Genomic DNA, 20,213 nt, shown 5'->3' with positions numbered 1-20,213 from the left:
GCCGGAACAACAGGAGCGGATGGAGCAACGGCCCCACGGGAGCCACGGGAGCAACTGGTCCCACGGGAGCAGATGGAGGAATAGGCCCCACCGGTCCTACAGGAGCGGATGGAGTAACGGGTCCTACAGGGGCAACCGGAGCCACGGGCATAAATGGAGCTACTGGTCCAACAGGACCTACGGGAGCCACCGGAGCTACCGGGGTACCGGGAATCATAGGCCCTACCGGTCCCACGGGAGCGGATGGAGCAACCGGCCCTACGGGAGCAGCTGGGGCTACGGGAGCGAATGGAGCAACCGGTCCAACGGGATCAACTGGAGCAACAGGGGTTACGGGAGCCACAGGAGCGATAGGCGCTACCGGTCCCACGGGAGCGGATGGAGTAACCGGCCCCACCGGAGCGATTGGAGCTACGGGAGCATCAGGCGCTACGGGCCCCACCGGTCCAACTGGCGCTACGGGTTCCACTGGATCAACCGGAAGCATAGGTCCCACCGGCCCCACGGGAGTAAGTGGGGCTACAGGTCCCACGGGGGCAACCGGAGCAACAGGAGCGGACGGAGCCACCGGTTCTACGGGAGCCACCGGAGTTATAGGCCCCACGGGAGCAACCGGGGCCATAGGCCCCACCGGCCCCACGGGCGCTGATGGAGCCACCGGTTCTACAGGCGCCACAGGTCCCACGGGAGCAAATGGAGCGGACGGAGCAACGGGCGCTATAGGGCCTACCGGAGCAGCGGGAGCAACCGGCCCCACAGGCCTTACCGGAGCAGCGGGAGCGACCGGTCCTACCGGAGCCACTGGAGTGGCAGGAGCGACCGGCCCCACCGGAGTCACCGGCCCTACAGGGCCTACCGGAGCAGCGGGAGCGACCGGCCCTACCGGAGCCACCGGAGTCACTGGAGTGGCAGGAGCGACCGGCCCTACTGCCCCGTCAATATATGCACAACAAGGAAAATGCCGTAACCATGCGGCTTTCAGCACATTAAAGACAATTAAACAACCCCTATAATTACACCTAAAACGCCGTAGCAAGGTTGGACAAGCCTTGATATGGCGTTTTTAAGTGAGTAGGATATGTCGCCGCAGCTTGAAAAGAGTTGCGGTTTTTTTATGCCCGAAAACAGGCGGTAACGTGGAACGTTAGGCGCGAAAAAGCCCTTGCAATACAAGGCTTTTCAGACACAAAAACGGCAAAGGCATACTGCAATACCAAAACCGCCGAAAACGGCTTTCTAATATTCCACGCAGACCAAGAGAGGAAGTGATGAAACATGGCAGTTTTCAGAGTGGAACGCAATACGGGATATACCGTTATGAGCAACCACCACTTGCGCAATAAGGAACTCACCTTAAAGGCAAAAGGCTTGCTTTCGCAAATGCTGTCTTTGCCCGAAGATTGGGATTATACCCTTGCGGGCTTATCTCACATCAACCGCGAGAAGATCGACGCAATCCGCGAAGCGGTAAAAGAACTCGAAAAAGCCGGATATATCGTGCGCAGCCGGGAGCGCGACGAGAAAGGACGCTTGCGGGGCGCGGATTATGTCATATACGAGCAGCCGCAGCCGCGAGAGCCGGAAGCAGCTACCAGCGGCGAACAGCCGTCTATATCGGATTACCCTACATTGGAAAATCCAACATTGGAAAATCCAACATTGGATAATCCAACGTTGGAAAAACCTACGTTGGAAAATCCAACGCAATTAAATAAAGATATATCAAGTAAAGAACAATCAATTACTGATTTATCAAGTACCCATTCCATTCCTTTCCATTCCCCAAACCCCTTGCCCTTTGCACAGGACGAAGCGGCTACGCCGCCGGAAAGGAAAAGAACGGAAGCGAAAAGCAATAGCGCAGTAGAGATTTACAGGGAGATTATCAAGGACAATATCGAATACGACCATCTCATTCAAAACTGTAAAATCGACGCAGACCGCCTAAATGAGATTGTTGACCTTATGCTGGAAACCGTCTGCACAGCCCGAAAGACAATCCGTATTGCCGGGGACGACTACCCCGCCGAACTTGTCAAATCCAAGTTTTTGAAGCTGAACAGCAGCCATATTGAATTTGTTTTGGACTGCATGAGGGAAAACACAACCAAAGTGCGCAATATCAAGCAGTATCTAAAAGCGGTGCTGTTCAACGCGCCGAGTACCATTGACAGCTACTATACCGCCCTTGTCAATCACGATTTTTACGGCGGCGAATGAGCATAGCCACACTTTACCGGGAAAGGAGTTGATACCTTGCAGGAGGAAGTAACCCAAAAAACGATTGCCCTATACGTCAAAGTGGGAAAAGGCGCGGCGCGGCTTACCGAACAGGCGTTGCAGAAAGCAATCCGAAAGTTTTTGGAGCAGAAAAGCAAGCCCGCGCATGGGAAACAGACCATGCGCCAGCTTATGAAGCAGAACGCGGGCGTTTCCAACATCGAGATCACCGACAGCAATATTAAAGCCTTTGAGAGTACGGCGAAGAAATACAACATAGATTTTTCGCTGAAAAAGGTTAAGGGCGAGCAGACCCGTTACCTTGTGTTTTTCAAAGGCCGGGACGCGGACGTTATGACCGCAGCATTTCAAGAGTTTTCCGCAAAGAAGCTGAACCGGGATAAAAAGCCCTCTATCCGCAAAGCCCTTGCCGCTGCAAAGGACAAGGCGAAGCAGCTTAACGCCGCCCGCGACAAGGTAAAGAAAATAGACAGGGGGCGCGAGATATGAAGCAAATAAACTACAAAAAGCTGATACTTCCGAATATCCCCTATGTGTTCTTTGTCTATCTCTTTGATAAAGTCGGACAGGCGGTGCGACTTGCCCCCGGCGCGGATATATCCGCAAAGATACTGAATATCACAAAAGGATTTTCCGCAGCATTTGAAAACGCCTTGCCGAGCGTGTACCCGCTGGATTTGCTTGTTGGCATTGTAGGCGCGGTGGTTATCCGCTTGATTGTCTATGTCAAAGGGAAAAACGCAAAGAAATACCGCAAGGGCGCGGAGTACGGCTCTGCCCGATGGGGCAACGCCGAAGATATAAAGCCCTACATTGACCCGGATTTTCAGAACAACATCATTTTGACGCAGACCGAACGCCTTACCATGAACAGCCGCCCGAAGCAGCCGAAATATGCGAGAAATAAAAACGTCGTGGTGATCGGCGGCAGCGGCAGCGGCAAGACAAGGTTTTTCGTAAAGCCTAATTTAATGCAGCTTCATTCTTCCTACGTCTTGACCGACCCAAAAGGCACCGTCCTAATCGAGTGCGGAAAGCTGCTGCAACGGGCAGGCTACCGCATTAAGGTACTGAACACGATAAACTTTCGGAAAAGTATGCACTATAACCCCTTTGTCTATATCCGCAGCGAAAAGGACGTGTTAAAGGTTGTCAATACCCTTATTGTCAATACCAAAGGCGAGGGAGAAAAAAGCGCGGAAGATTTTTGGGTGAAAGCCGAGAGATTATTATATTGCGCGTTGATCGGCTACATTTGGTATGAAGCCCCCGCCGAGGAAATGAACTTTACAACGCTGCTTGAACTTATCAATGCAAGCGAAGCACGCGAGGACGACGAGGAATACCAAAGCCCCGTTGATCTGCTCTTTGCCGATTTAGAAGAACGCAGCCCCGACCATTTCGCGGTGAAGCAATATAAAAAATACAAATTGGCGGCGGGTGATATATGCTCTAAGTGACTTCTTAATCATGATTTTGTCATGGTTAGTGAAGCAATCACTTAGAGCATTTTTGTTTCAGGAGGTACAGCTATGAGAAACGAAAAAATCACCCCACTGTACGAGCGCCTGAGCCGGGACGATGAGTTACAGGGCGAGAGCAATTCCATATCCAACCAAAAACAGATGTTAGAGGATTTTGCCCGCCGGAATGGACTGCCAAACCCTACGCACTTTACCGATGACGGTATCTCAGGCACCCGTTTTGACCGCCCTGGATTTTTGGCGATGATGGAGGAAGTGGAGGCAGGGCGTGTAGAGGCAATCGTCATCAAGGACATGAGCCGGTTGGGGCGCGACTATCTGAAGGTCGGTCAGGTCATGGAGGTTTTGCGGCAGCGTGGAGTTCGGCTGATCGCCATCAACGACGGTGTGGACAGTCTGAAAGGCGATGACGATTTTACCCCGTTCCGCAACATCATGAATGAATTTTACGCCCGTGATACCAGCCGGAAAATCCGCTCTGTGTTTAAGTCAAAAGGCATGAGCGGTAAGCACCTGACAGGCACCGTGATTTACGGCTACTTGTGGGATGAAAAGCGGGAACATTGGCTGGTAGATGAGGAAGCCGCCGAAGTGGTACGCCGTATCTTTTCCCTCACGCTGGAGGGATATGGGCCTTATCAGATCGCCTGCAAATTATCCGCAGACCGGATTGAAATTCCTGTCGTACACCTTGCCCGCTTCAACGAGGGTGTGAACCGTTCAAAGCCGGTCAAAGACCCCTATGGATGGGGATCATCTACCATCGTGAACATTTTGAAAAAACGAGAGTATTTGGGGCACACCATCAATTTCAAGACCCGCAAGCACTTTAAGGACAAGAAAAGCCACTATGTTTCTGAGGACGAGTGGACGATCTTTGAGAATACCCATGAAGCCATTATCGACCAGCAGACCTTTGATCTGGTGCAGAAAATCCGCAGCAATGTACGGCGTTATCCAAACGGCTGGGGCGAAGCAGCTCCCCTCACAGGCTTACTCTATTGTGCCGATTGTGGCGGCAAGATGTATGTCCACCGCACCAACAATGGCAAGCGGATTTCTCAATATACCTGTTCCAATTATACCAAAGTTCCGTGTGGGACACTATGCCTTACACAACACCGTATCAATGAGAGTGCTGTTCTGACATTGGTTTCCGACACACTCCGGGCTATCGCTGAATATTCGAGAAATGACCGGACGGAATTTATTCACACTGTTCAGGAGACGCAGGTTGCTCAACAGAGTGCCGATATATCGAAAAAGCGCAGGCGTCTGGCTACTGCCCAAAAGAGAGCCGGAGAACTGGAAAAACTGATTTGCAAAATCTATGAGGATAACGCCCTCGGCAAGCTGCCGGATACACGATATAAGGCGCTTGATGCACAGTATGCCAAAGAGCAGGACACACTTGAGATTGAAATTGCGGAGTTGGAAAAGGCTGTTACCGGCTATGAGCAGAGCCAGAAATCAGCAGAGAAATTTATAGCCCTGATTGATAAGTACGAGAATTTTGACACGCTGACAAATACCATGCTCAACGAGTTTGTAGAGAAAATCCTTGTCCATGAACGCTCCCGAAAAGGCAGTCAGGATACCACGCAGGAAATTGAAATCTACTTTAATTTTTTAGGACGCTATATTCCACCATCCTTACAGCCGGTTCCTTTAACCACGGAGGAACAGGAAGAACTGCGGAAAAAAGAAGAACGCAAGGACAGGCTTCATCAGAACTATTTGAAGCGGAAAGCCAGCGGCGCACAAAAACGATATGAGGACAAAATCAAGGCGAAGAAAAAAGCGGAAATGGACGCTAAGAAATCCCTGATCCGGGCTGAGGACATGAAAAAAGGCGTTTATTCTACTGTTAGCCAGCTGCCTAAAGAAGAACCGCGCAAAGGCAGCATAGCAGCCAGCGCAGCGGTTTAACCATCACGGAGCAAAGGAGCATGAATATGAATAAGTTGACTTACATTCGTTGTGGAGATTATGATATACCCAACCTAAAACTTTCTGAACAGCCGGAAACTTCTATCGGCAAGTACGGCAGGATGCGAAAATCCTACCTGAAGGAACATCGTCCTATTCTCTACAACCAACTGCTGATGAGCGAGAAGTTGTATCCACACCTGTTAGAGATTGACCGGACAGCGCAGGAGCGTATGGACACCATGTTACCTCACATGATGGAGGCTGCGGGTGTCACGGAGGAACTGAAAGCCTGTGATCCTATGCGTTGGGTGGGGCTGATGAACACATTAACGGCACAGATTGAGGAAATTTTAATCAGGGAACTGATTTGCAGCTGAATGGGAGGTGCGGGAAATGCTGACCTTTGAAAAGGTTTTGAAAGTGTTTCAGGCATATCTGGATGATGATCCTCTGTATGAGGTGGTGCAGACCAGCCACGGTTATACATTGATGGCATGGGAACCTCACCGGAATGACTGGTACAGCGCCGAAATACAGAAAACTCCGGAGGATTTACGGAACGCTTTGTTGGGTACATACGCCAACTTTCTGGAAGATAAGATTACCGGAAATGACCGCGAGCTGACTGTGACAGAAACCGGAGAAATCCAGCAGAGGTGCCGGGAACTTTGGGAAAAGTGCCGGGAAACTTGATATAGAAACGCCAGAAGGAGGCCGCGATTATGCGTCCTCCTTCTGCTTCGCAGTGTGTTCCATTTTGAGCGCCCCGTCTATGGCACCTTCGATAATCGGCAGGTATTCTTCAGGGCAAAGCTTCAGCTTGTGGCTGACCCGTTGCCGCTGTTCGCTTTCTTCCCGCATGATCTCCGGGTTAAAATACCGTTCCACAGGAAGTCCGCAGATCTTAATCAACTGGATCATCACAGGCAGGCTCGGAATCGCACCTTGATTCTCAATGTTGGCAAGATACCGCCATTCAATCCCAACCATTTCTGCCAATGTTTTTCGTGCCAGACGCTTTGCCTCTCGTGCGGCTTTGACATCTGCGCCGAAGGTTTCAAAACCGGGACAATCTTCAACTTTCGCCATATAACATCACCCGGTTACATTGTATAATTCATACTTTGCCCGTGGAATGTTGCTATATGCAGGTTAGTTGAAGTTTATAATTCATATTTCGTTTCTTGCATTGTTCGAGAAAGAGAACTATAATATATCCTATGGAGGTGCGAAATGGACTATATGACATTGAAAGAGGCCGCCGAGAAATGGGGCGTAACACCTCGTAGGGTAAATTATTATTGCGCCGGAGGGCGTATCCCCGGCGCTGTGAAAATGGCTGGTGTTTGGCTTCTCCCAAAAACTGCGGAGAAGCCGATTGATGGTCGGACAAAACAAGGAAAGGAACTGCGCCATGAATAAAATTTTGATTATAGATGATGACAGAGAACTGTGCGCTTTGATTAAACGCAGCGTACAATCGGAACATATAGAAGCTGATTTTTGTAATACCGGAAAAGAGGGCTTGCAGAAATTAAAAGACCAGGAGTATCAGCTTGTGGTGCTGGATGTGATGATGCCCGGTATGGATGGTTTTGAAACGCTGGAAGAAATCCGCAAAGAGAACAGCCTGCCGATTTTGATGTTTACATCCAAAAATGACAGCATTTCTAAAGTGCGGGGATTACGGGCTGGGGCGGACGATTATCTGACAAAACCGTTTGATATGGACGAACTGATTGCCCGAATTGTTTCTCTCATTCGCCGCTACACTCGCTTTAATCAGCAAGCCGGAGCTGTGCAAAAACTGGATTTTGACGGATTGCAGATTGACCTTGAAAATCGTTCTGTTACGACGGCAAACGGCACTTTTGAACTTCCGCCAAAGGAATTTGATCTGCTCCTGTACTGTGCAAAGCATCAAGGAAAAATTTTGACCAAACAGCAGATTTATGAGGAAGTATGGGGTGAAGAATATTTCTATGACGACAGCAACATTATGGCGATCATCAGTCGGCTTCGTAAAAAATTAGAAGTCAATCCTTCAAGCCCAAAGTATATACAAACGGTCAAAGGGATTGGCTACCGGTTTAATAAGGAGGTGTAGCCAGCATGGAAATCATCGTTTTCTTGTCCATTGTGATTGCTGTTGTGGCTGTGTTGACCTCCATCTTTCTTGTCCGGCGTGTAAAAAAGCAAATTGCAGAAATGACCGATGCACTGGTTGATGTGAAAAATGGAAATGGCAATCGGCGTATTTTGTCTGCAACAAATGAACTGACAGCACCTATTGCCTATGAAATCAATGAGATCGTTGTGGCCTATGAAAGCAGACTTTCAACTGTACGGCAGACAGAGGAAACCAACCGCCAGCTTATGACGAGCCTTTCCCATGATGTGCGAACGCCCCTTACTACTCTGATTGGGTATCTTGACGCTGCACACAAAGGACTGGTCACAGGAAGAGACCGGGATGATGATATTGAAACCGCCCGACGAAAAGCCCATGATCTGAAAGAATATATTGATGTACTCTTTGACTGGTTCAAGTTAAATTCTGACGAGTTTGCTTTAGAAATCCAGAGCGTTGAGGCCGCAGAGCTGACAAGAAATATCCTGATTGACTGGATACCGATTTTTGAGGATAAACAGGTTGATTATGACATTGATATTCCCGAACAGCCTGTCCGGGTAAGATTGGATATGGACAGCTATATGAGGATCGTCAACAATCTCATTCAAAATGTAATCGCTCACAGCCATGCAGACAAAATCAAAATTGTCCTGTCAAAGAAGGAAAATAACATGGAGCTGCTGCTGGCGGATAATGGAGTAGGAATTGAGAAAGAAGATTTGAAACACATTTTTGAACGGCTTTATAAGTGTGATAAAGGACGCTCTGAGAAAGGCAGCGGTCTTGGTCTTTCTATTGTCCACCAGCTTGTAGAAAAGATGGGTGGAAGCATAACAGTTGAAAGTGTACCAGGAAAAGGGACTGAATTTATGTTGTTTTTTCCTTTGGAGATTTAAGCGGGTTCCCGTCTTTATGGCGGGAACCCTTGTCATTTTGGCCGGATTCTAAATTGCAAGGTTAATGCAAGGTTGCGGCAAGGTTAATGCAAGGTTGGCGTGATAGAATACCTTACAGAACAGGAGGTTTTGAATATGGATACAAATTACATCATTGAAACAAAAAATCTGACGAAGCAATACGGCTCACAAAAGAGTGTGGCTGACTTAAATATCCATGTGAAGCGTGGGAGAATTTATGGTCTGCTGGGCAGAAACGGAGCCGGAAAAACCACTACTATGAAAATGTTGTTGGGCTTAACGAAGCCGACCTCCGGTGAGGTCAAAATCTGGGGAAAATCTTTGCAGGGGAATGAAAAGAAATTGCTGCCCCGTATCGGCAGCCTAATTGAGTCCCCCGGCTTTTATCCCAATCTGACCGGCACAGAGAACCTGCGTATCTTTGCTACTCTGCGGGGCGTACCAAACAATCATGCCATCAAAGACGCTCTGGATTTGGTAGGACTGCCCTACAAAGATAAAAAGCTCTTTTCCCAGTATTCTCTTGGTATGAAGCAGCGGCTTGCCATCGCCCTTGCTGTTATGCACGATCCGGAACTTTTAATTTTGGATGAGCCGATCAACGGTCTTGATCCCATCGGTATTGCGGAGGTACGCTCCTTTATTCGGGAGCTTTGCGACGCAAGAGGAAAAACCATTTTGATTTCCAGTCACATTCTTTCGGAGATTTCCTTGCTGGCTGACGATATTGGAATTATAGACCACGGTGCATTGCTGGAAGAAGAAAGCCTTGCTGAGTTGGAGCAAAAAAGTAGTAAGCATATCCGGTTTACACTCTCTGATACTGCGCAGGCGGCAAGAATTTTGGAACGAAATTTCCATGAAAACCATTTCTCTATACAGGACGACCACAATCTGCGCCTGCACAACCTTGATCTGCCTGTGGGGAAAATTGTAACTGCCTTTGTAGAAAATGGATTGGAGGTATCGGAGGCGCATACTTGTGAAGAAAGTCTTGAAGATTACTTCAAGCGTGTGACAGGGGGCGAAGGAATTGCTTAAACTAATCAAATGCGAATTTTTGAAATTGAAACGGAAGAAATTTATTCCGCTGATTATTCTGGCTGCTTTTCTGTTTCCAATCCCGCTGACTTATCTGATGACAACGCCCTCTATGATGGAGCGATATACGGATCAGGCAGATGCTTTCGACGGACTATTTAACATGGTGTTAGGATATGGTATCCAGTTTTTATTGCCCTGCATTATCGGTGTGATTGCCGCTATCCTGTTTTTTATGGAACGCGACAACGACACATTCAAAAATCTGCGTACAATTCCCGTAACCAGCACGCAAATGGTGCTTGCAAAAATTGTTGTCCTGTTTCTCTTTGGAATTGTTTTTTGTGTGGCTTCTACCATTGCAACAATTCTTTGCGGATTTGGAACATTAGAAGTTTATGGAACAGGCTATAAATTGTTTTTAGCAGTTGAAACAGGAATTTTCATTACGGCAGGAACACTCCCGTTGATTGTTCTTGTTGTCTTTTTCAGTAAGACCTATGTTTTTTCCATTTTGCTGTGTGTCTTTTACAGCGTTCTGAACATGAGTGCTACGGCATTGTTTGACACACTGCCTAAAACCATGTTATGGCTTCTGCCCACGCCACTGACTACATTTTGGAGTGCAGGAGATATGGCGGCTCATGGAATAAAAATGGACTTGGAGCAAATGACAGGGCTAATTCCTTCAACATTTCAAGTTGTATTCATTCTTGGGATCATGGCATTAGTTTCGTTCTTACTGATTGACAGATTATATAAGCAGAGGGGGGAATAAACATGGTTCGCATTGTAAAAACAGAATTTTATAAATTGAAAAGGTATCATATCCTTTGGGCGGGTGTTGCGCTCATGCTCCTATCCGTCTTGCTGACCTTGTTTACCTCTATGGCGAATGATGGTTCCGTTTGGGATTTCGCCTATCTTACAGAACAGGTCATCAAAAACAATATGTCCATGATTTTTCCGATGTGTATCAGCCTAATTGCTGGATATATGATTTCTCGTGAGCAGACGGATGACACATTGAAAAATATTCTGACTGTGCCGATCTCTTTTAAGAAACTGCTGACCGGGAAATTGATTGTGTGCGGCGTATTGTCTATTATTTTCGGGCTGATATGCAGCCTGTTTACAATCATAGCAGAAATGATTGTGGGATTTCCCGGCTTTGAAATTTCCTTAGCACTAAAAGCAACCTTGCAGATTACCGCGGTTAATTTCTTTTTATATCTTGCGGTTCTGCCGATTATCGCTCTTACTTGTCGGAGGGCGGGCAGCTTTTTAGTCGGTGTAATCATTGCTTTTGTCTATGGATATGGAGGGATGTTTGCCGCAGGAAATATGACATTAGCAAACCTTTATCCGATTACCGCAAGTCTCGGAATGGTAGGCTACCGTAGCTATGATACCGCAGTCAACTGGAATATCGGAACCTGTTCTTGCAGTCTTGTGCTTGCTGTTGTTATTTCTGCCATCTTGATTTTGTGCATGAAAGAGCGAGAAGCAACCCAAACAAAGAAAAAGGCCAAAAAGGTAGCACCAAAGAAAGGCTGGTGATGATTTTATGAAGAAAACAGTTTTAGCATTGGCATTTGTTCTTTTTGGAAGTTTTATGCTTTCTGGCTGTTCAAAAGATGAAATTCTCGATCATTATAATAATATCGTTCAGTCAGCTGGAACCATAGAGCTTACAGGAAAGTTATCTTTGGAAGGAACAAAAGAAAAAGGGATCGATGATTATACGGGAACTTATACGGCTGATTATGAGAATTTTTCAGATACAGAGTATGTGTTCGGAGGAACTTCCATAAAAAGAGAAGCCGGTAAGGAGCTGTCTATTGACTGCACTTTGGAGGTTACGGAAGGTACTGCAAAAGTATTTTGGATTTCTGGATCGGATGAAGCAGTCACTTTGATTGAAACAACCGGAACTTATAGTGACACAATTACACTTCCTGATGGTGGAAATTATATCGGCATTGAGTGTGAGGACTTTACTGGAAACATTGAATTGAATATTGAATAACATTCTGCCGCACGACGGCAAAAGAAAAAAGCCGTCGTACAGCAGACACATTTCCACGCGCCTATGAAGCGGCGGCTTTGAGAAGATCAGAGCCGCCGTTTCTTTTCGTCTATCCCAATCTAACGACGACCTAACACCGTGTAAATCCACGGCGGCACATAGGAGGATTGCCGCCGTGTCTATTTTTGCCTTTTTTCACAGTCCCCATGACCTGCACCAGCTAAAAAAAGCCTGTTCCCAGCAGCGGAGCAATGCGGTCAGAAGTATGCACTATACCATGTAACTAAACAGCAAAATATACTCTATTACGCTCGTATGGCTTTATGCCGTCCGGGCGCTTTTTTGTCCCTATGGAGCCGAAACATCGGGCCAGCATGGCCCGAACCCTGGCCCCAGTGCCGTTCTCCGCCGCCCCATTCAGATTTACCAAAAAAATCTGAATGGAGGAAAGACAGATGGAAGTTACCATCAATTATAACGGACAAGCTGTGGCCGTGGAGGTTACGCTGGAAGTCTATGAATTTCTTGACCGGGCCGATCATAAAACGGAGAACCTGTTCCATGAACAGCGGCGGCATTGGGATGGCCGGGAGTTTGACGAGTACATCATTACCACCGAGGGTGTAGGGGTCTACGGCGAAACGCCGGAGGAATACCTTTGCCGCATGGAAACGCTGCATGAGCTGATGGCTGTTCTGGACACCTGTACCGAGGCCCAGCGCCGCCGGTTCCTGCTCTATGCGCTTGACGGGCTGAGCCTTGCAGAGATTGGTGTGCTGTGCGGCTGCTCCAAAGTGGCTGTGTATCAAAGTGTGGAGGCGGTCAGAAAAAAATTTATAAATTTCTTTGAGAACAGGCTTAACGAATGACCTGTTTTCTGGCTACCAAGTGAAAGGGATCATTTCCCTTATCTCAGCGAGGGGCGGACAGCGGACGAGCTGTCCGCCTCTCCGATTTTCAGGAGGTAAGCCTATGAAAACAATCAATCTGCGGTGGATGTATCCCCACTACCGGCATGACGAGTTTGTGGATGTTACGGACGAGGTATGGGCAGCGATGTATCAGGCCAAGCGGGAGATGGAGAACTATGAGCGTTGGAAAGTCTACCACCGCGCCTACTACTCTCTGGACGCATACAGCTGGCTGGAAAATTACGCACTGGAACACAGCAGATCGCCGGAAGATATTTTGCTGGAACGAGAAGAAATGACCACCCGCCTATACCTAATTGCAGCTTTGCCGGTGGCTCTGGCTCATGCCACTCCGACACAGGCCCGCCGTGTTCACGCCTACTACATTGCTGGTATCAAGCAGCCGGAAATCTCTCGGATAGAGGGCGTCCACAGCAGCAAGGTCAGCGTTGCCATCCGTCGAGGTCTGCGGAATATGCGCCGCTGCTATGATGGCTTTTTCCAAACAGAGTGAGGGCATGCCTATGCAGACCATCAATCTCAAACAATATTATCCATTTTGCAAAGAGGACATTTTTGTGGAGGTGTCCGATGAGATCGTCGAAGCGTTTCTTCTGGACAAGAGAGCCGAGGCCGCCAGAGATCGCAAGATGTTCCGGTATAAGGCGTTTTATTCCCTCGATTGTAACGATGGAATCGAAAATGCCGCCATCGGCTGGGCGCAGCCATCGCCGGAGGACTACCTGATAGAAAAAGAAGAATTAGCCGAATACGAAGAACTGATACGGCGATTGTATGAAGCCATTTCCTCCCTGCCGCCTATGCAGGCTCGCCGTGTTCACGCCCGCTATATGCTGGGTATGAAAGTGAAAGATATTGCCGCAATGGAGGGTATCACGCCAGCACAGGCGGGAAAATCCATCCATGCCGCACTGCGGAGACTGCGCCGGTACTTTGCTCGACAGAAATGGACGGTCAATCTATGAGTATTTCCAAAGAAAAGAGGTGCCTGACATGAACGAAAAAATTACAGCCCACCCACAAAAAGAAGAACGGGAGGAAGTCCTGAAGGAGATCCGGCAGCTTGAAAACCGCAAGAAGATTTTGGAGAACAAGCAGCGGAACGAAGAACGCAGGGTTCGCACCCGCCGCCTGATTGAGCGCGGAGCCATTTTGGAGGGGATTTTCCCACTGGCTTCCAACCTTTCCGGCGCAGAGGTCAAAGCATTTCTGATTACCCTGTCCCATCTTCCGGGGGCTGCGGAATTAACTGCAAACCTGCCAAAATCCGGGGACACGCCATAAGTCCCTTGTTTACAAGGGCGCACTTATACACCGTTGCCGGTGCTGTGCGCCCTGCCGGGGGCGTTGCGTACTTCGTCCGCGATGGGAAGCTACGCTCCCCAAACCCCTTGTGCGCTCTGCGCAGTCGTCGGACACCCGCTTTGCGTTTGTCCGGCTCCACAGAGCCTGCTATCCCCCTCACTGAAAGGAGGTGTTCCCCATAGATTTCTGTCATATCCCCGTCAGTATCATCAAGCGCAGCGCAGGCCGTTCTGCCGTTGCCGCAGCTGCTTACCGCAGCGGAACCAAGCTGACAAATGAATGGGATGGAATGACCCACGACTACACCCGGAAAGGCGGCATTGTCCATGCGGAGATCATGCTGCCTGCCCACGCCCCGCCAGAATTTGCAGACCGTTCTATCCTCTGGAACAGCGTGGAGCAAATCGAGAAAGCAAGGGACAGCCAGCTTGCCCGTGAGATCGAGGCAGCCCTGCCCCGTGAACTGTCCGGCGAACAACAGCTTGCCCTTGTGCGTGCCTATGTGAAGGACAATTTTGTAGACAAAGGAATGTGCGCCGACTTTGCCATCCATGACAAGGGAACCGGCAACCCTCATGTCCATATCATGCTGACGCTCCGGCCTCTGAAAGAAAACGGACAGTGGGGCGCAAAGTGCCGCAAGGCATACGATCTGGACGAGAATGGACAGCGTATCCCGGATGGGAAAGGCGGCTGGAAAAATCATCGGGAGGATACGACCGACTGGAACGATAAAGGAAATGTGGAGATTTGGCGGGCAGCGTGGACAGCCTACACCAACCGGGCGCTGGAATCTGCCGGTAGACCGGAGCGCATTGACCACCGCAGTTACAAGCGGCAGGGCATTGATAAAATTCCCTCTGTCCATCTGGGGCCAGCTGCCAGCCAAATGGAAAAGCGCGGTATCCGCACCGACAAGGGGGAAGTAAACCGACAGATCGTCGCCGACAACAAACTGCTGAAAGAAATTAAAGCCCGCATTACCCGTCTTTATCGCTGGTCGAAAGACGAAGCGGAAAAACCACAAACACAGCAAAGCAGCTTGACTGCTTTGTGGGAGGCCCAGCAGCAGTTGAACACTCCCCGCACCCGCACCGGCAAAATCCGGGCTTTGCAGGAAAGCGCTGCACTATTCAGCTTTTTACAGGCAAACGGCATCCAGTCTATGCAGCAGCTTCATGAAAAAATCGCTGATATGAACAGCCGTTACTATGACCTTCGCGGAAAGATTGTCAAGGCTGAGCGCCGGATCGCCATTCTTACCGAACGCGGGGAGATGTGGGAACAGTACAACCAGTACAAGCCCATCCACAAACAGCTTGCCAAAGTAAAGCCGGAAAAGCGGGAACAGTTTGAGCAGCGCCACAGCCGGGAACTGATCCTGTATGACGCAGCAGCCTGGTATCTGAAAGAACTGAAAGACAGCGGCGAGGGGATCACCCCGAAGGCATGGCAGCGGGAGATCGACCAGCTGACCGCCGGAAAGCAGACGGACACGCTTGCCATGAAATCCATGAGGGAGGATTTGAAAGCAGTGGAACGGCTCCGCAAAACCGCCGAGCAGCTGTCCCGACAGGAACGGGACAAGTCTCACGACCGTGGGCCGGAGCGGTAAAGGCTACCGCGTTTTGGCGTACCTCTGTCAAGTGCGTCGCGTTTCACGACATACCTTTGCATACAGAAAAACCGCCGTACAGGTTTCCCCATACGGCGGCAGACTGTTTATTTGCCGAACAAGTCGCTGTGTGTGCCGGTGCGGGCCAGCGTCAGCACCAGAACATCATCCTCTATGCGATAGACAAGCAGCCAGTCCGGGAGAATATGACATTCCCGATGGCCCGCCCAATCGCCGGACAGGTCATGGTCGCGGTTCTTATCCGGCAGCGGTTCGCCCATTGCCAGCAATGCTACGACCTGCTCCAGCAGCTCAATCTTCAAGCCACGCTTTATGGCTCGTTTGTAGTCTTTTTTGAAACTGGTCGTGTACTTGACGGTATATTTGGTTTCTTTCATCTTTTCAGGTCAGCAAACAACTCGTCAAGGTCATTGTAGCCCTTTACAGACGGGTCTTTTGCAATCCTTTCCGCTTCCAGCATGGCAGCAACCGTTTCTTTGTTCGGCTGTTCCAGCCTTACCTCAAAGGGAATGCCGCCTTCACGAAGCGACTGGCGCACAAAGATGTTAAACGCCGTAGTCAGGTTCATGCCAAGTTCAGTAAACAGTGCGTCCGCCTGCGCTTTCAAATCTGCGTCCATGCGGATACTGATGTTTGTGGTATTTCCAGCCATACGATCAACCCCTTTCTGCTGGCAATTATAGTATATGCCATTTGCACGAAGAAAACAATACTTTGCACGAATATTTAACAATAAATTCATTCGAGGAGGTTACACGCTTTATGAAAGAAATCATTTATGAAGAACAACAAGACTGAACCTATCCCTGTCATGGATTACCGCCAGTACCGCAGAGCGCGGAGGCTGGTGCATGAGTGCTGTAACTACATTGACGGAAACTGTATCGCCCTGGACGATGGGGAGGAATGCATCTGTGTCCAGTCCATTTCCTACTCCCTGTTGTGCAGGTGGTTTCGGGCGGCGGTATTGCCGCAGGATAAGGAACTGGAAACGGCGCTGTTCCACCGACTGAATGCTAAGAAATGCGCTGTATGTGGGGCGCTGTTTACCCCCGGTTCTAACAGGGCCAAATATTGCCCGGAATGTGCCGCGCGCATGAAGCGGATCAACGCCGCAAAGCGCAAGCGGAAACAACGGGAGAAATGTCACGCTTTAGGGGCTGAAAAACCCTTGTAAATCAAGGCTTTTTTCGAGGGTGTCAAAGGCAGGCTGATAGATTTATCCTCTGACTCCTAAAATAGCCTTAAAATGCGTACAGAATCCCAAGAGAATCCCCAAGGAGGAACCCTATGTCAGACAATCGAAAATATTATTACCTGAAACTCAAAGAAAACTATTTTGACGATGATTCTATCGTGCTGCTGGAAAGTATGCAGGACGGTGTGCTGTATTCTAACATTCTGCTCAAGCTGTATCTGAAATCGCTGAAACATGGCGGGCGGCTCCAGCTTGACGAGGACATTCCTTACACGGCGCAGATAATCGCCACCATCACCCGCCAGCAGATCGGCACTGTGGAGAGAGCCTTGCAAATCTTTTTGAAGCTGGGTCTTGTGGAAGTGCTGGACAGCGGCACATTCTACATGAGCAACATCGAACTTTTAATCGGCCAGTCCTCTACCGAGGCTGAGCGAAAGCGGGCTGCAAGGCTTCAAAATAAGGCTCTTTCTGCGCTCCGGACAAGTGGCGGACATTTGTCCGACATTCGTCCACCAGAGATAGAGATAGAGTTAGAGAAAGAGATAAAGATAAAGAGAGAGATAGAGAAGGTACGCCCTGAAATGGGGCACCCTTCCCACACCTATGGCCGTTACCAGAATATTTTCCTGACGGATGAAGAACTGGCTGACTTGCAGGCCAGTTTTCCTGCTGTATGGGAACAGTACATCGAAAAACTGTCCGAGTACATGGCTTCTACCGGCAAGCGTTATCAGAGCCATGCAGCGACCATCCGGCGCTGGGCCGGTGAGGACGCTAAAAAAACTGTCACACCCTCACGCAACCGGGATTACAGCGTAAAGGAGGATGAAACTGTATGATTGAGATTACCGCAGAAATCCGGGCGTTCATCGACAAGGCAGCTGCCGGTGTGGAATTGGCTGAGGACGAGTATATAGACTTGTCAGACGGGCTCATTCACTGTAAGAAATGCGGCGGCCAGAGGCAGACCGTTGTGCCATGCTTTGGGAAATCCGGCTACTTTATGCCGCGTTGCATCTGCCAGTGCCAGCGGGAAGCTGAGGAGCAGCGCAAGGCTGCTGAAGAACGGCAGCGCCGTATGGAGCGTATCAAACGCCGAAAGGCACAGGGCTTGCAAGACCGTTATCTGTACGACTACACATTTTCCAATGATAACGGGCAAAACCCATTGATGGACAAGGCTCATGCCTATGTGGAGAACTGGAAAGAGGCATATAAGAGCAATATCGGGCTTTTGCTGTTTGGAGATGTGGGAACCGGCAAGTCTTTTTTCGCCGGATGTATTGCCAACGCTCTACTTGACCAGGATGTGCCGGTGCTGATGACGAACTTTCCCACCATTCTGAACCGCCTGACCGGGATGTTCGCTGAGGACAGGTCGGAGTTTATTGCCAGCTTTGATGAGTATGACTTGCTTATCATTGACGATTTGGGTGTAGAGCGCAGTACCGAATATGCTATGGAGCAGATGTTTTTCGTCATTGACAGCCGCTATCGCAGCCGCAGACCCATGATTATCACAACAAACTTGAAACTGTCCGAGCTGAAAAACCCGCCTGATCTGGCCCACGCCCGTATCTATGACCGTATTTTGGAACGGTGTGCGCCGATCCTCTTTGACGGGAAGAATTTTCGGGAAGAAAATGCCGGTGCTACCCGACAGACAGCAAAAGACATTGTAAACAGTAAGCACGACTGATTTTTTACCGGGCGGCACAGACCCGTTCGGAGAAAGGAGCGCCATGAACAAAGAACCCCGCACTATGCAGGTGGCAGACGCCGTTACTGCGTCCAGAGCGCCGGAAAACACGCCGGCGATGGTAAAGAAAATCGGTAAGACGACCTACAAGGTTCATGTCCATTTCAGCAATACCAGCACAGAAACCATGAGCGATAAAATCAAGCGTATGCTCAAAAATGAAATTCAGCAGATGTGACAGACTGATAAACGAAGCCGCCTTGTGCTAAACTGATGATGGTATGCACCAAAATTTTTGTCAAGGAGGACACAAAAATGCTTTACACAGAAAAAGAGAAACATGAAATTGAGCGAGTAAAGGAAGTCTTTGCGGAACATCTGCGGCAAAGCCCCGATTTTGAACTGCTCTGGTCGGACAAGGTGGGCTATGTCTGGCTGACGATTGGCGTAAATCCGCTTTATGTGGATACCGGTATCAGGATAGAATCAGCCGCCGATCTCTGCGGCAGGTGTTTGGACGATGTTGCTACGGATGTTTTGTATATGACGGGCAACGATCATGCACTGGAAGCAGCCGACCCGCTGGAATTGGCCGAAATCAAGCGGCGCTGGGAGTCATATATCAACCAGCTGCCAGACTACGCGTATCTCTGCAAAGACCTGCTGAACGGAAAAATGTAATCTATCAAACGAGGTGTCAGGAGCCATACAATGCTTCTGGCACCTTTTTTGTAGATTTTTTGTGAATTTGATTAAAAAGTCCTTGACAATTTGTCTCTGGCAAAACGGCAAAATCAATCCTTATTTCTTGCGGTGCGCGTCTTGCCCCTTTTGATATAGAGGAACTCCGGGAACTCATGTCCTATGATGAATTGGAACTTGATACATTGGGCGACAGGAAAACCGCGCTTTTCCTCATAATGAGCGATACCGACGACACCTTTAATTTTGTTATCGCTATTCTGCAATCGCAGCTTTTCAATTTGCTTTGTGATAAAGCGGACAACGAATACAACGGCAAATTGCCTATTCATGTCCGGTTTTTGCTTGATGAATTTGCCAACATCGGGCAGATACCCCGCTTTGATAAGTTAATTGCGACCATTCGCAGCAGGGAAATGTCCGCTTCTATCATTCTGCAATCGCAGAGCCAACTAAAAGCCATTTACAAGGACGCGGCAGAAATCATACTTGATAATGCCGACAGCACCTTGTTTTTGGGAGGACGTGGGAAAAATGCAAAGGATATTTCGGATAACTTGGGACGGGAAACAATCGACAGTTTCAATACTTCCGAAAATCGCGGCACGCAGGTTTCTCATGGACTTACTTATCAAAAATTAGGAAAGGAGCTGATGACACAGGACGAAATAGCAGTTATGGACGGTGGGAAATGTATTTTGCAGCTACGCGGTGTGCGTCCCTTTTTAAGCGACAAATACGACATCACGAAACACCCGAACTACAAATACCTTTCCGACTTCGACAAAAGAAACGCTTTTGACGTGGAACGGTATATGTCTACCCGTCCGGCAATCGTAAAGCCCGATGAAGCCTTTGACATATACGAAATAGATTTGTCCGACGAGGACGCAGCCGCCGAGGAATAACGGCGGCATTTTCATTTTCAACAACTTTTTTTGAGCCGCACAGCGGCAGAAA

25 protein-coding genes and 3 pseudogenes are annotated in these 20,213 nt (G+C 49.0%); 25 read left to right on the top strand and 3 right to left on the bottom strand.

Features of this window, described 5'->3' with window-relative positions; translation table 11 throughout:
- The 7 genes and pseudogenes from HMPREF9469_RS06445 to HMPREF9469_RS06415 form a co-directional block, all read left to right on the top strand.
- Window positions 1-1,013, top strand: a pseudogene (locus tag HMPREF9469_RS06445) (collagen-like protein); the annotation flags it as partial.
- Between the two features lie 262 nt (window positions 1,014-1,275).
- A complete protein-coding gene (locus HMPREF9469_RS06440; protein ID WP_007860264.1) occupies window positions 1,276-2,220 on the top strand; it encodes a DUF6017 domain-containing protein in 945 nt (314 codons plus the stop codon).
- 36 nt (window positions 2,221-2,256) lie between these two features.
- Window positions 2,257-2,730, top strand: a complete 474-nt coding sequence (locus tag HMPREF9469_RS06435) for a PcfB family protein (RefSeq protein WP_007860263.1) — start codon at window positions 2,257-2,259, stop codon at window positions 2,728-2,730.
- Window positions 2,727-3,683 (top strand): annotated as a pseudogene (locus HMPREF9469_RS32835) (type IV secretory system conjugative DNA transfer family protein); the annotation flags it as partial. The gene HMPREF9469_RS06435 and the pseudogene HMPREF9469_RS32835, both read left to right, overlap by 4 nt.
- Window positions 3,684-3,773: 90 nt before the next feature.
- Window positions 3,774-5,654, top strand: coding sequence for a recombinase family protein (locus HMPREF9469_RS32830; protein ID WP_007860261.1), 1,881 nt, complete (start codon window positions 3,774-3,776; stop codon window positions 5,652-5,654).
- 26 nt (window positions 5,655-5,680) lie between these two features.
- A complete protein-coding gene (locus HMPREF9469_RS06420; protein WP_007860259.1) occupies window positions 5,681-6,034 on the top strand; it encodes a TnpV protein in 354 nt (117 codons plus the stop codon).
- A gap of 16 nt (window positions 6,035-6,050) precedes the next feature.
- Window positions 6,051-6,350 (top strand): hypothetical protein, encoded by a 300-nt coding sequence (locus HMPREF9469_RS06415; protein WP_007860257.1) that lies wholly within the window; start codon window positions 6,051-6,053, stop codon window positions 6,348-6,350.
- 27 nt (window positions 6,351-6,377) lie between these two features.
- Here HMPREF9469_RS06415 and HMPREF9469_RS06410 read toward each other — a convergent pair whose 3' ends face one another.
- On the bottom strand, window positions 6,378-6,746 hold the full coding sequence (locus HMPREF9469_RS06410; RefSeq protein ID WP_007860255.1) for a helix-turn-helix transcriptional regulator: 369 nt from the start codon (window positions 6,744-6,746) through the stop codon (window positions 6,378-6,380).
- Window positions 6,747-6,890: 144 nt separating this feature from the next.
- Here HMPREF9469_RS06410 and HMPREF9469_RS06405 point away from each other — a divergent pair, with 144 nt between their 5' ends.
- From HMPREF9469_RS06405 to mobQ, 12 genes are all read left to right on the top strand, one after another.
- Window positions 6,891-7,079, top strand: a complete 189-nt coding sequence (locus HMPREF9469_RS06405; RefSeq protein ID WP_007860253.1) for a helix-turn-helix domain-containing protein — start codon at window positions 6,891-6,893, stop codon at window positions 7,077-7,079.
- A complete protein-coding gene (locus HMPREF9469_RS06400) occupies window positions 7,072-7,764 on the top strand; it encodes a response regulator transcription factor (protein WP_007860251.1) in 693 nt (230 codons plus the stop codon). Before HMPREF9469_RS06405 ends, HMPREF9469_RS06400 begins: the two co-directional genes overlap by 8 nt.
- A gap of 5 nt (window positions 7,765-7,769) precedes the next feature.
- Window positions 7,770-8,687 (top strand): sensor histidine kinase, encoded by a 918-nt coding sequence (locus HMPREF9469_RS06395; RefSeq protein WP_007860250.1) that lies wholly within the window; start codon window positions 7,770-7,772, stop codon window positions 8,685-8,687.
- Between the two features lie 135 nt (window positions 8,688-8,822).
- Window positions 8,823-9,749, top strand: coding sequence for an ABC transporter ATP-binding protein (locus HMPREF9469_RS06390; RefSeq protein WP_007860248.1), 927 nt, complete (start codon window positions 8,823-8,825; stop codon window positions 9,747-9,749).
- On the top strand, window positions 9,742-10,527 hold the full coding sequence (locus tag HMPREF9469_RS06385; protein WP_007860246.1) for an ABC transporter permease: 786 nt from the start codon (window positions 9,742-9,744) through the stop codon (window positions 10,525-10,527). Before HMPREF9469_RS06390 ends, HMPREF9469_RS06385 begins: the two co-directional genes overlap by 8 nt.
- 2 nt (window positions 10,528-10,529) lie before the next feature.
- Window positions 10,530-11,309: an ABC transporter permease gene (locus tag HMPREF9469_RS06380; protein ID WP_006874367.1), complete on the top strand. Its 780-nt coding sequence runs from the start codon at window positions 10,530-10,532 to the stop codon at window positions 11,307-11,309.
- 7 nt (window positions 11,310-11,316) lie between these two features.
- Window positions 11,317-11,778 carry a hypothetical protein gene (locus HMPREF9469_RS06375; RefSeq protein ID WP_007860242.1) on the top strand — a complete coding sequence of 154 codons (462 nt, stop codon included), beginning with the start codon at window positions 11,317-11,319 and terminating at the stop codon, window positions 11,776-11,778.
- Between the two features lie 455 nt (window positions 11,779-12,233).
- Window positions 12,234-12,647: an RNA polymerase sigma factor gene (locus HMPREF9469_RS06370; RefSeq protein ID WP_007860240.1), complete on the top strand. Its 414-nt coding sequence runs from the start codon at window positions 12,234-12,236 to the stop codon at window positions 12,645-12,647.
- Between the two features lie 103 nt (window positions 12,648-12,750).
- The gene (locus HMPREF9469_RS06365) at window positions 12,751-13,203 is read left to right on the top strand and encodes a hypothetical protein (RefSeq protein WP_007860239.1); all 453 of its coding nucleotides are present in this window, start codon (window positions 12,751-12,753) and stop codon (window positions 13,201-13,203) included.
- Between the two features lie 10 nt (window positions 13,204-13,213).
- Window positions 13,214-13,675: an RNA polymerase sigma factor gene (locus HMPREF9469_RS06360; RefSeq protein WP_007860238.1), complete on the top strand. Its 462-nt coding sequence runs from the start codon at window positions 13,214-13,216 to the stop codon at window positions 13,673-13,675.
- Window positions 13,676-13,703: 28 nt separating this feature from the next.
- Window positions 13,704-13,994 carry a DUF3847 domain-containing protein gene (locus tag HMPREF9469_RS06355; protein WP_007860237.1) on the top strand — a complete coding sequence of 97 codons (291 nt, stop codon included), beginning with the start codon at window positions 13,704-13,706 and terminating at the stop codon, window positions 13,992-13,994.
- A gap of 190 nt (window positions 13,995-14,184) precedes the next feature.
- Window positions 14,185-15,630 (top strand): MobQ family relaxase, encoded by a 1,446-nt coding sequence (gene mobQ / locus HMPREF9469_RS06350; RefSeq protein ID WP_076917517.1) that lies wholly within the window; start codon window positions 14,185-14,187, stop codon window positions 15,628-15,630.
- A gap of 107 nt (window positions 15,631-15,737) precedes the next feature.
- Here mobQ and HMPREF9469_RS06345 read toward each other — a convergent pair whose 3' ends face one another.
- Both HMPREF9469_RS06345 and HMPREF9469_RS06340 read right to left on the bottom strand, forming a co-directional pair.
- Window positions 15,738-16,028 (bottom strand): type II toxin-antitoxin system YafQ family toxin, encoded by a 291-nt coding sequence (locus tag HMPREF9469_RS06345; RefSeq protein ID WP_002596328.1) that lies wholly within the window; start codon window positions 16,026-16,028, stop codon window positions 15,738-15,740.
- On the bottom strand, window positions 16,025-16,303 hold the full coding sequence (locus HMPREF9469_RS06340; protein WP_005924829.1) for a type II toxin-antitoxin system RelB/DinJ family antitoxin: 279 nt from the start codon (window positions 16,301-16,303) through the stop codon (window positions 16,025-16,027). The genes HMPREF9469_RS06345 and HMPREF9469_RS06340 overlap by 4 nt, the downstream gene beginning before the upstream one ends.
- Before the next feature lie 126 nt (window positions 16,304-16,429).
- Between HMPREF9469_RS06340 and HMPREF9469_RS06335 the strand changes: the two genes are divergently transcribed.
- From HMPREF9469_RS06335 to HMPREF9469_RS06310, 6 genes and pseudogenes are all read left to right on the top strand, one after another.
- The gene (locus HMPREF9469_RS06335) at window positions 16,430-16,828 is read left to right on the top strand and encodes a cysteine-rich VLP domain-containing protein (RefSeq protein WP_007860226.1); all 399 of its coding nucleotides are present in this window, start codon (window positions 16,430-16,432) and stop codon (window positions 16,826-16,828) included.
- 113 nt (window positions 16,829-16,941) lie between these two features.
- Window positions 16,942-17,691: a phage replisome organizer N-terminal domain-containing protein gene (locus HMPREF9469_RS06330; RefSeq protein WP_007860225.1), complete on the top strand. Its 750-nt coding sequence runs from the start codon at window positions 16,942-16,944 to the stop codon at window positions 17,689-17,691.
- Window positions 17,688-18,551 (top strand): ATP-binding protein, encoded by an 864-nt coding sequence (locus tag HMPREF9469_RS06325; RefSeq protein ID WP_007860224.1) that lies wholly within the window; start codon window positions 17,688-17,690, stop codon window positions 18,549-18,551. The genes HMPREF9469_RS06330 and HMPREF9469_RS06325 overlap by 4 nt, the downstream gene beginning before the upstream one ends.
- Before the next feature lie 64 nt (window positions 18,552-18,615).
- Window positions 18,616-18,789 (top strand): transposon-encoded TnpW family protein, encoded by a 174-nt coding sequence (locus HMPREF9469_RS06320; RefSeq protein ID WP_008978040.1) that lies wholly within the window; start codon window positions 18,616-18,618, stop codon window positions 18,787-18,789.
- 77 nt (window positions 18,790-18,866) lie between these two features.
- Window positions 18,867-19,232, top strand: a complete 366-nt coding sequence (locus tag HMPREF9469_RS06315) for a hypothetical protein (protein ID WP_007860222.1) — start codon at window positions 18,867-18,869, stop codon at window positions 19,230-19,232.
- A gap of 95 nt (window positions 19,233-19,327) precedes the next feature.
- A pseudogene (locus HMPREF9469_RS06310) lies at window positions 19,328-20,161 on the top strand (VirD4-like conjugal transfer protein, CD1115 family); the annotation flags it as partial.
- Window positions 20,162-20,213: the final 52 nt, after the last annotated feature.

It is taken from the genome of [Clostridium] citroniae WAL-17108, assembly GCF_000233455.1.
GTDB classification, from domain to species: domain Bacteria; phylum Bacillota; class Clostridia; order Lachnospirales; family Lachnospiraceae; genus Enterocloster; species Enterocloster citroniae.
Note: the sequence above shows the minus strand (reverse complement) of the source record. Positions and strands in the feature narration are given on the sequence as shown.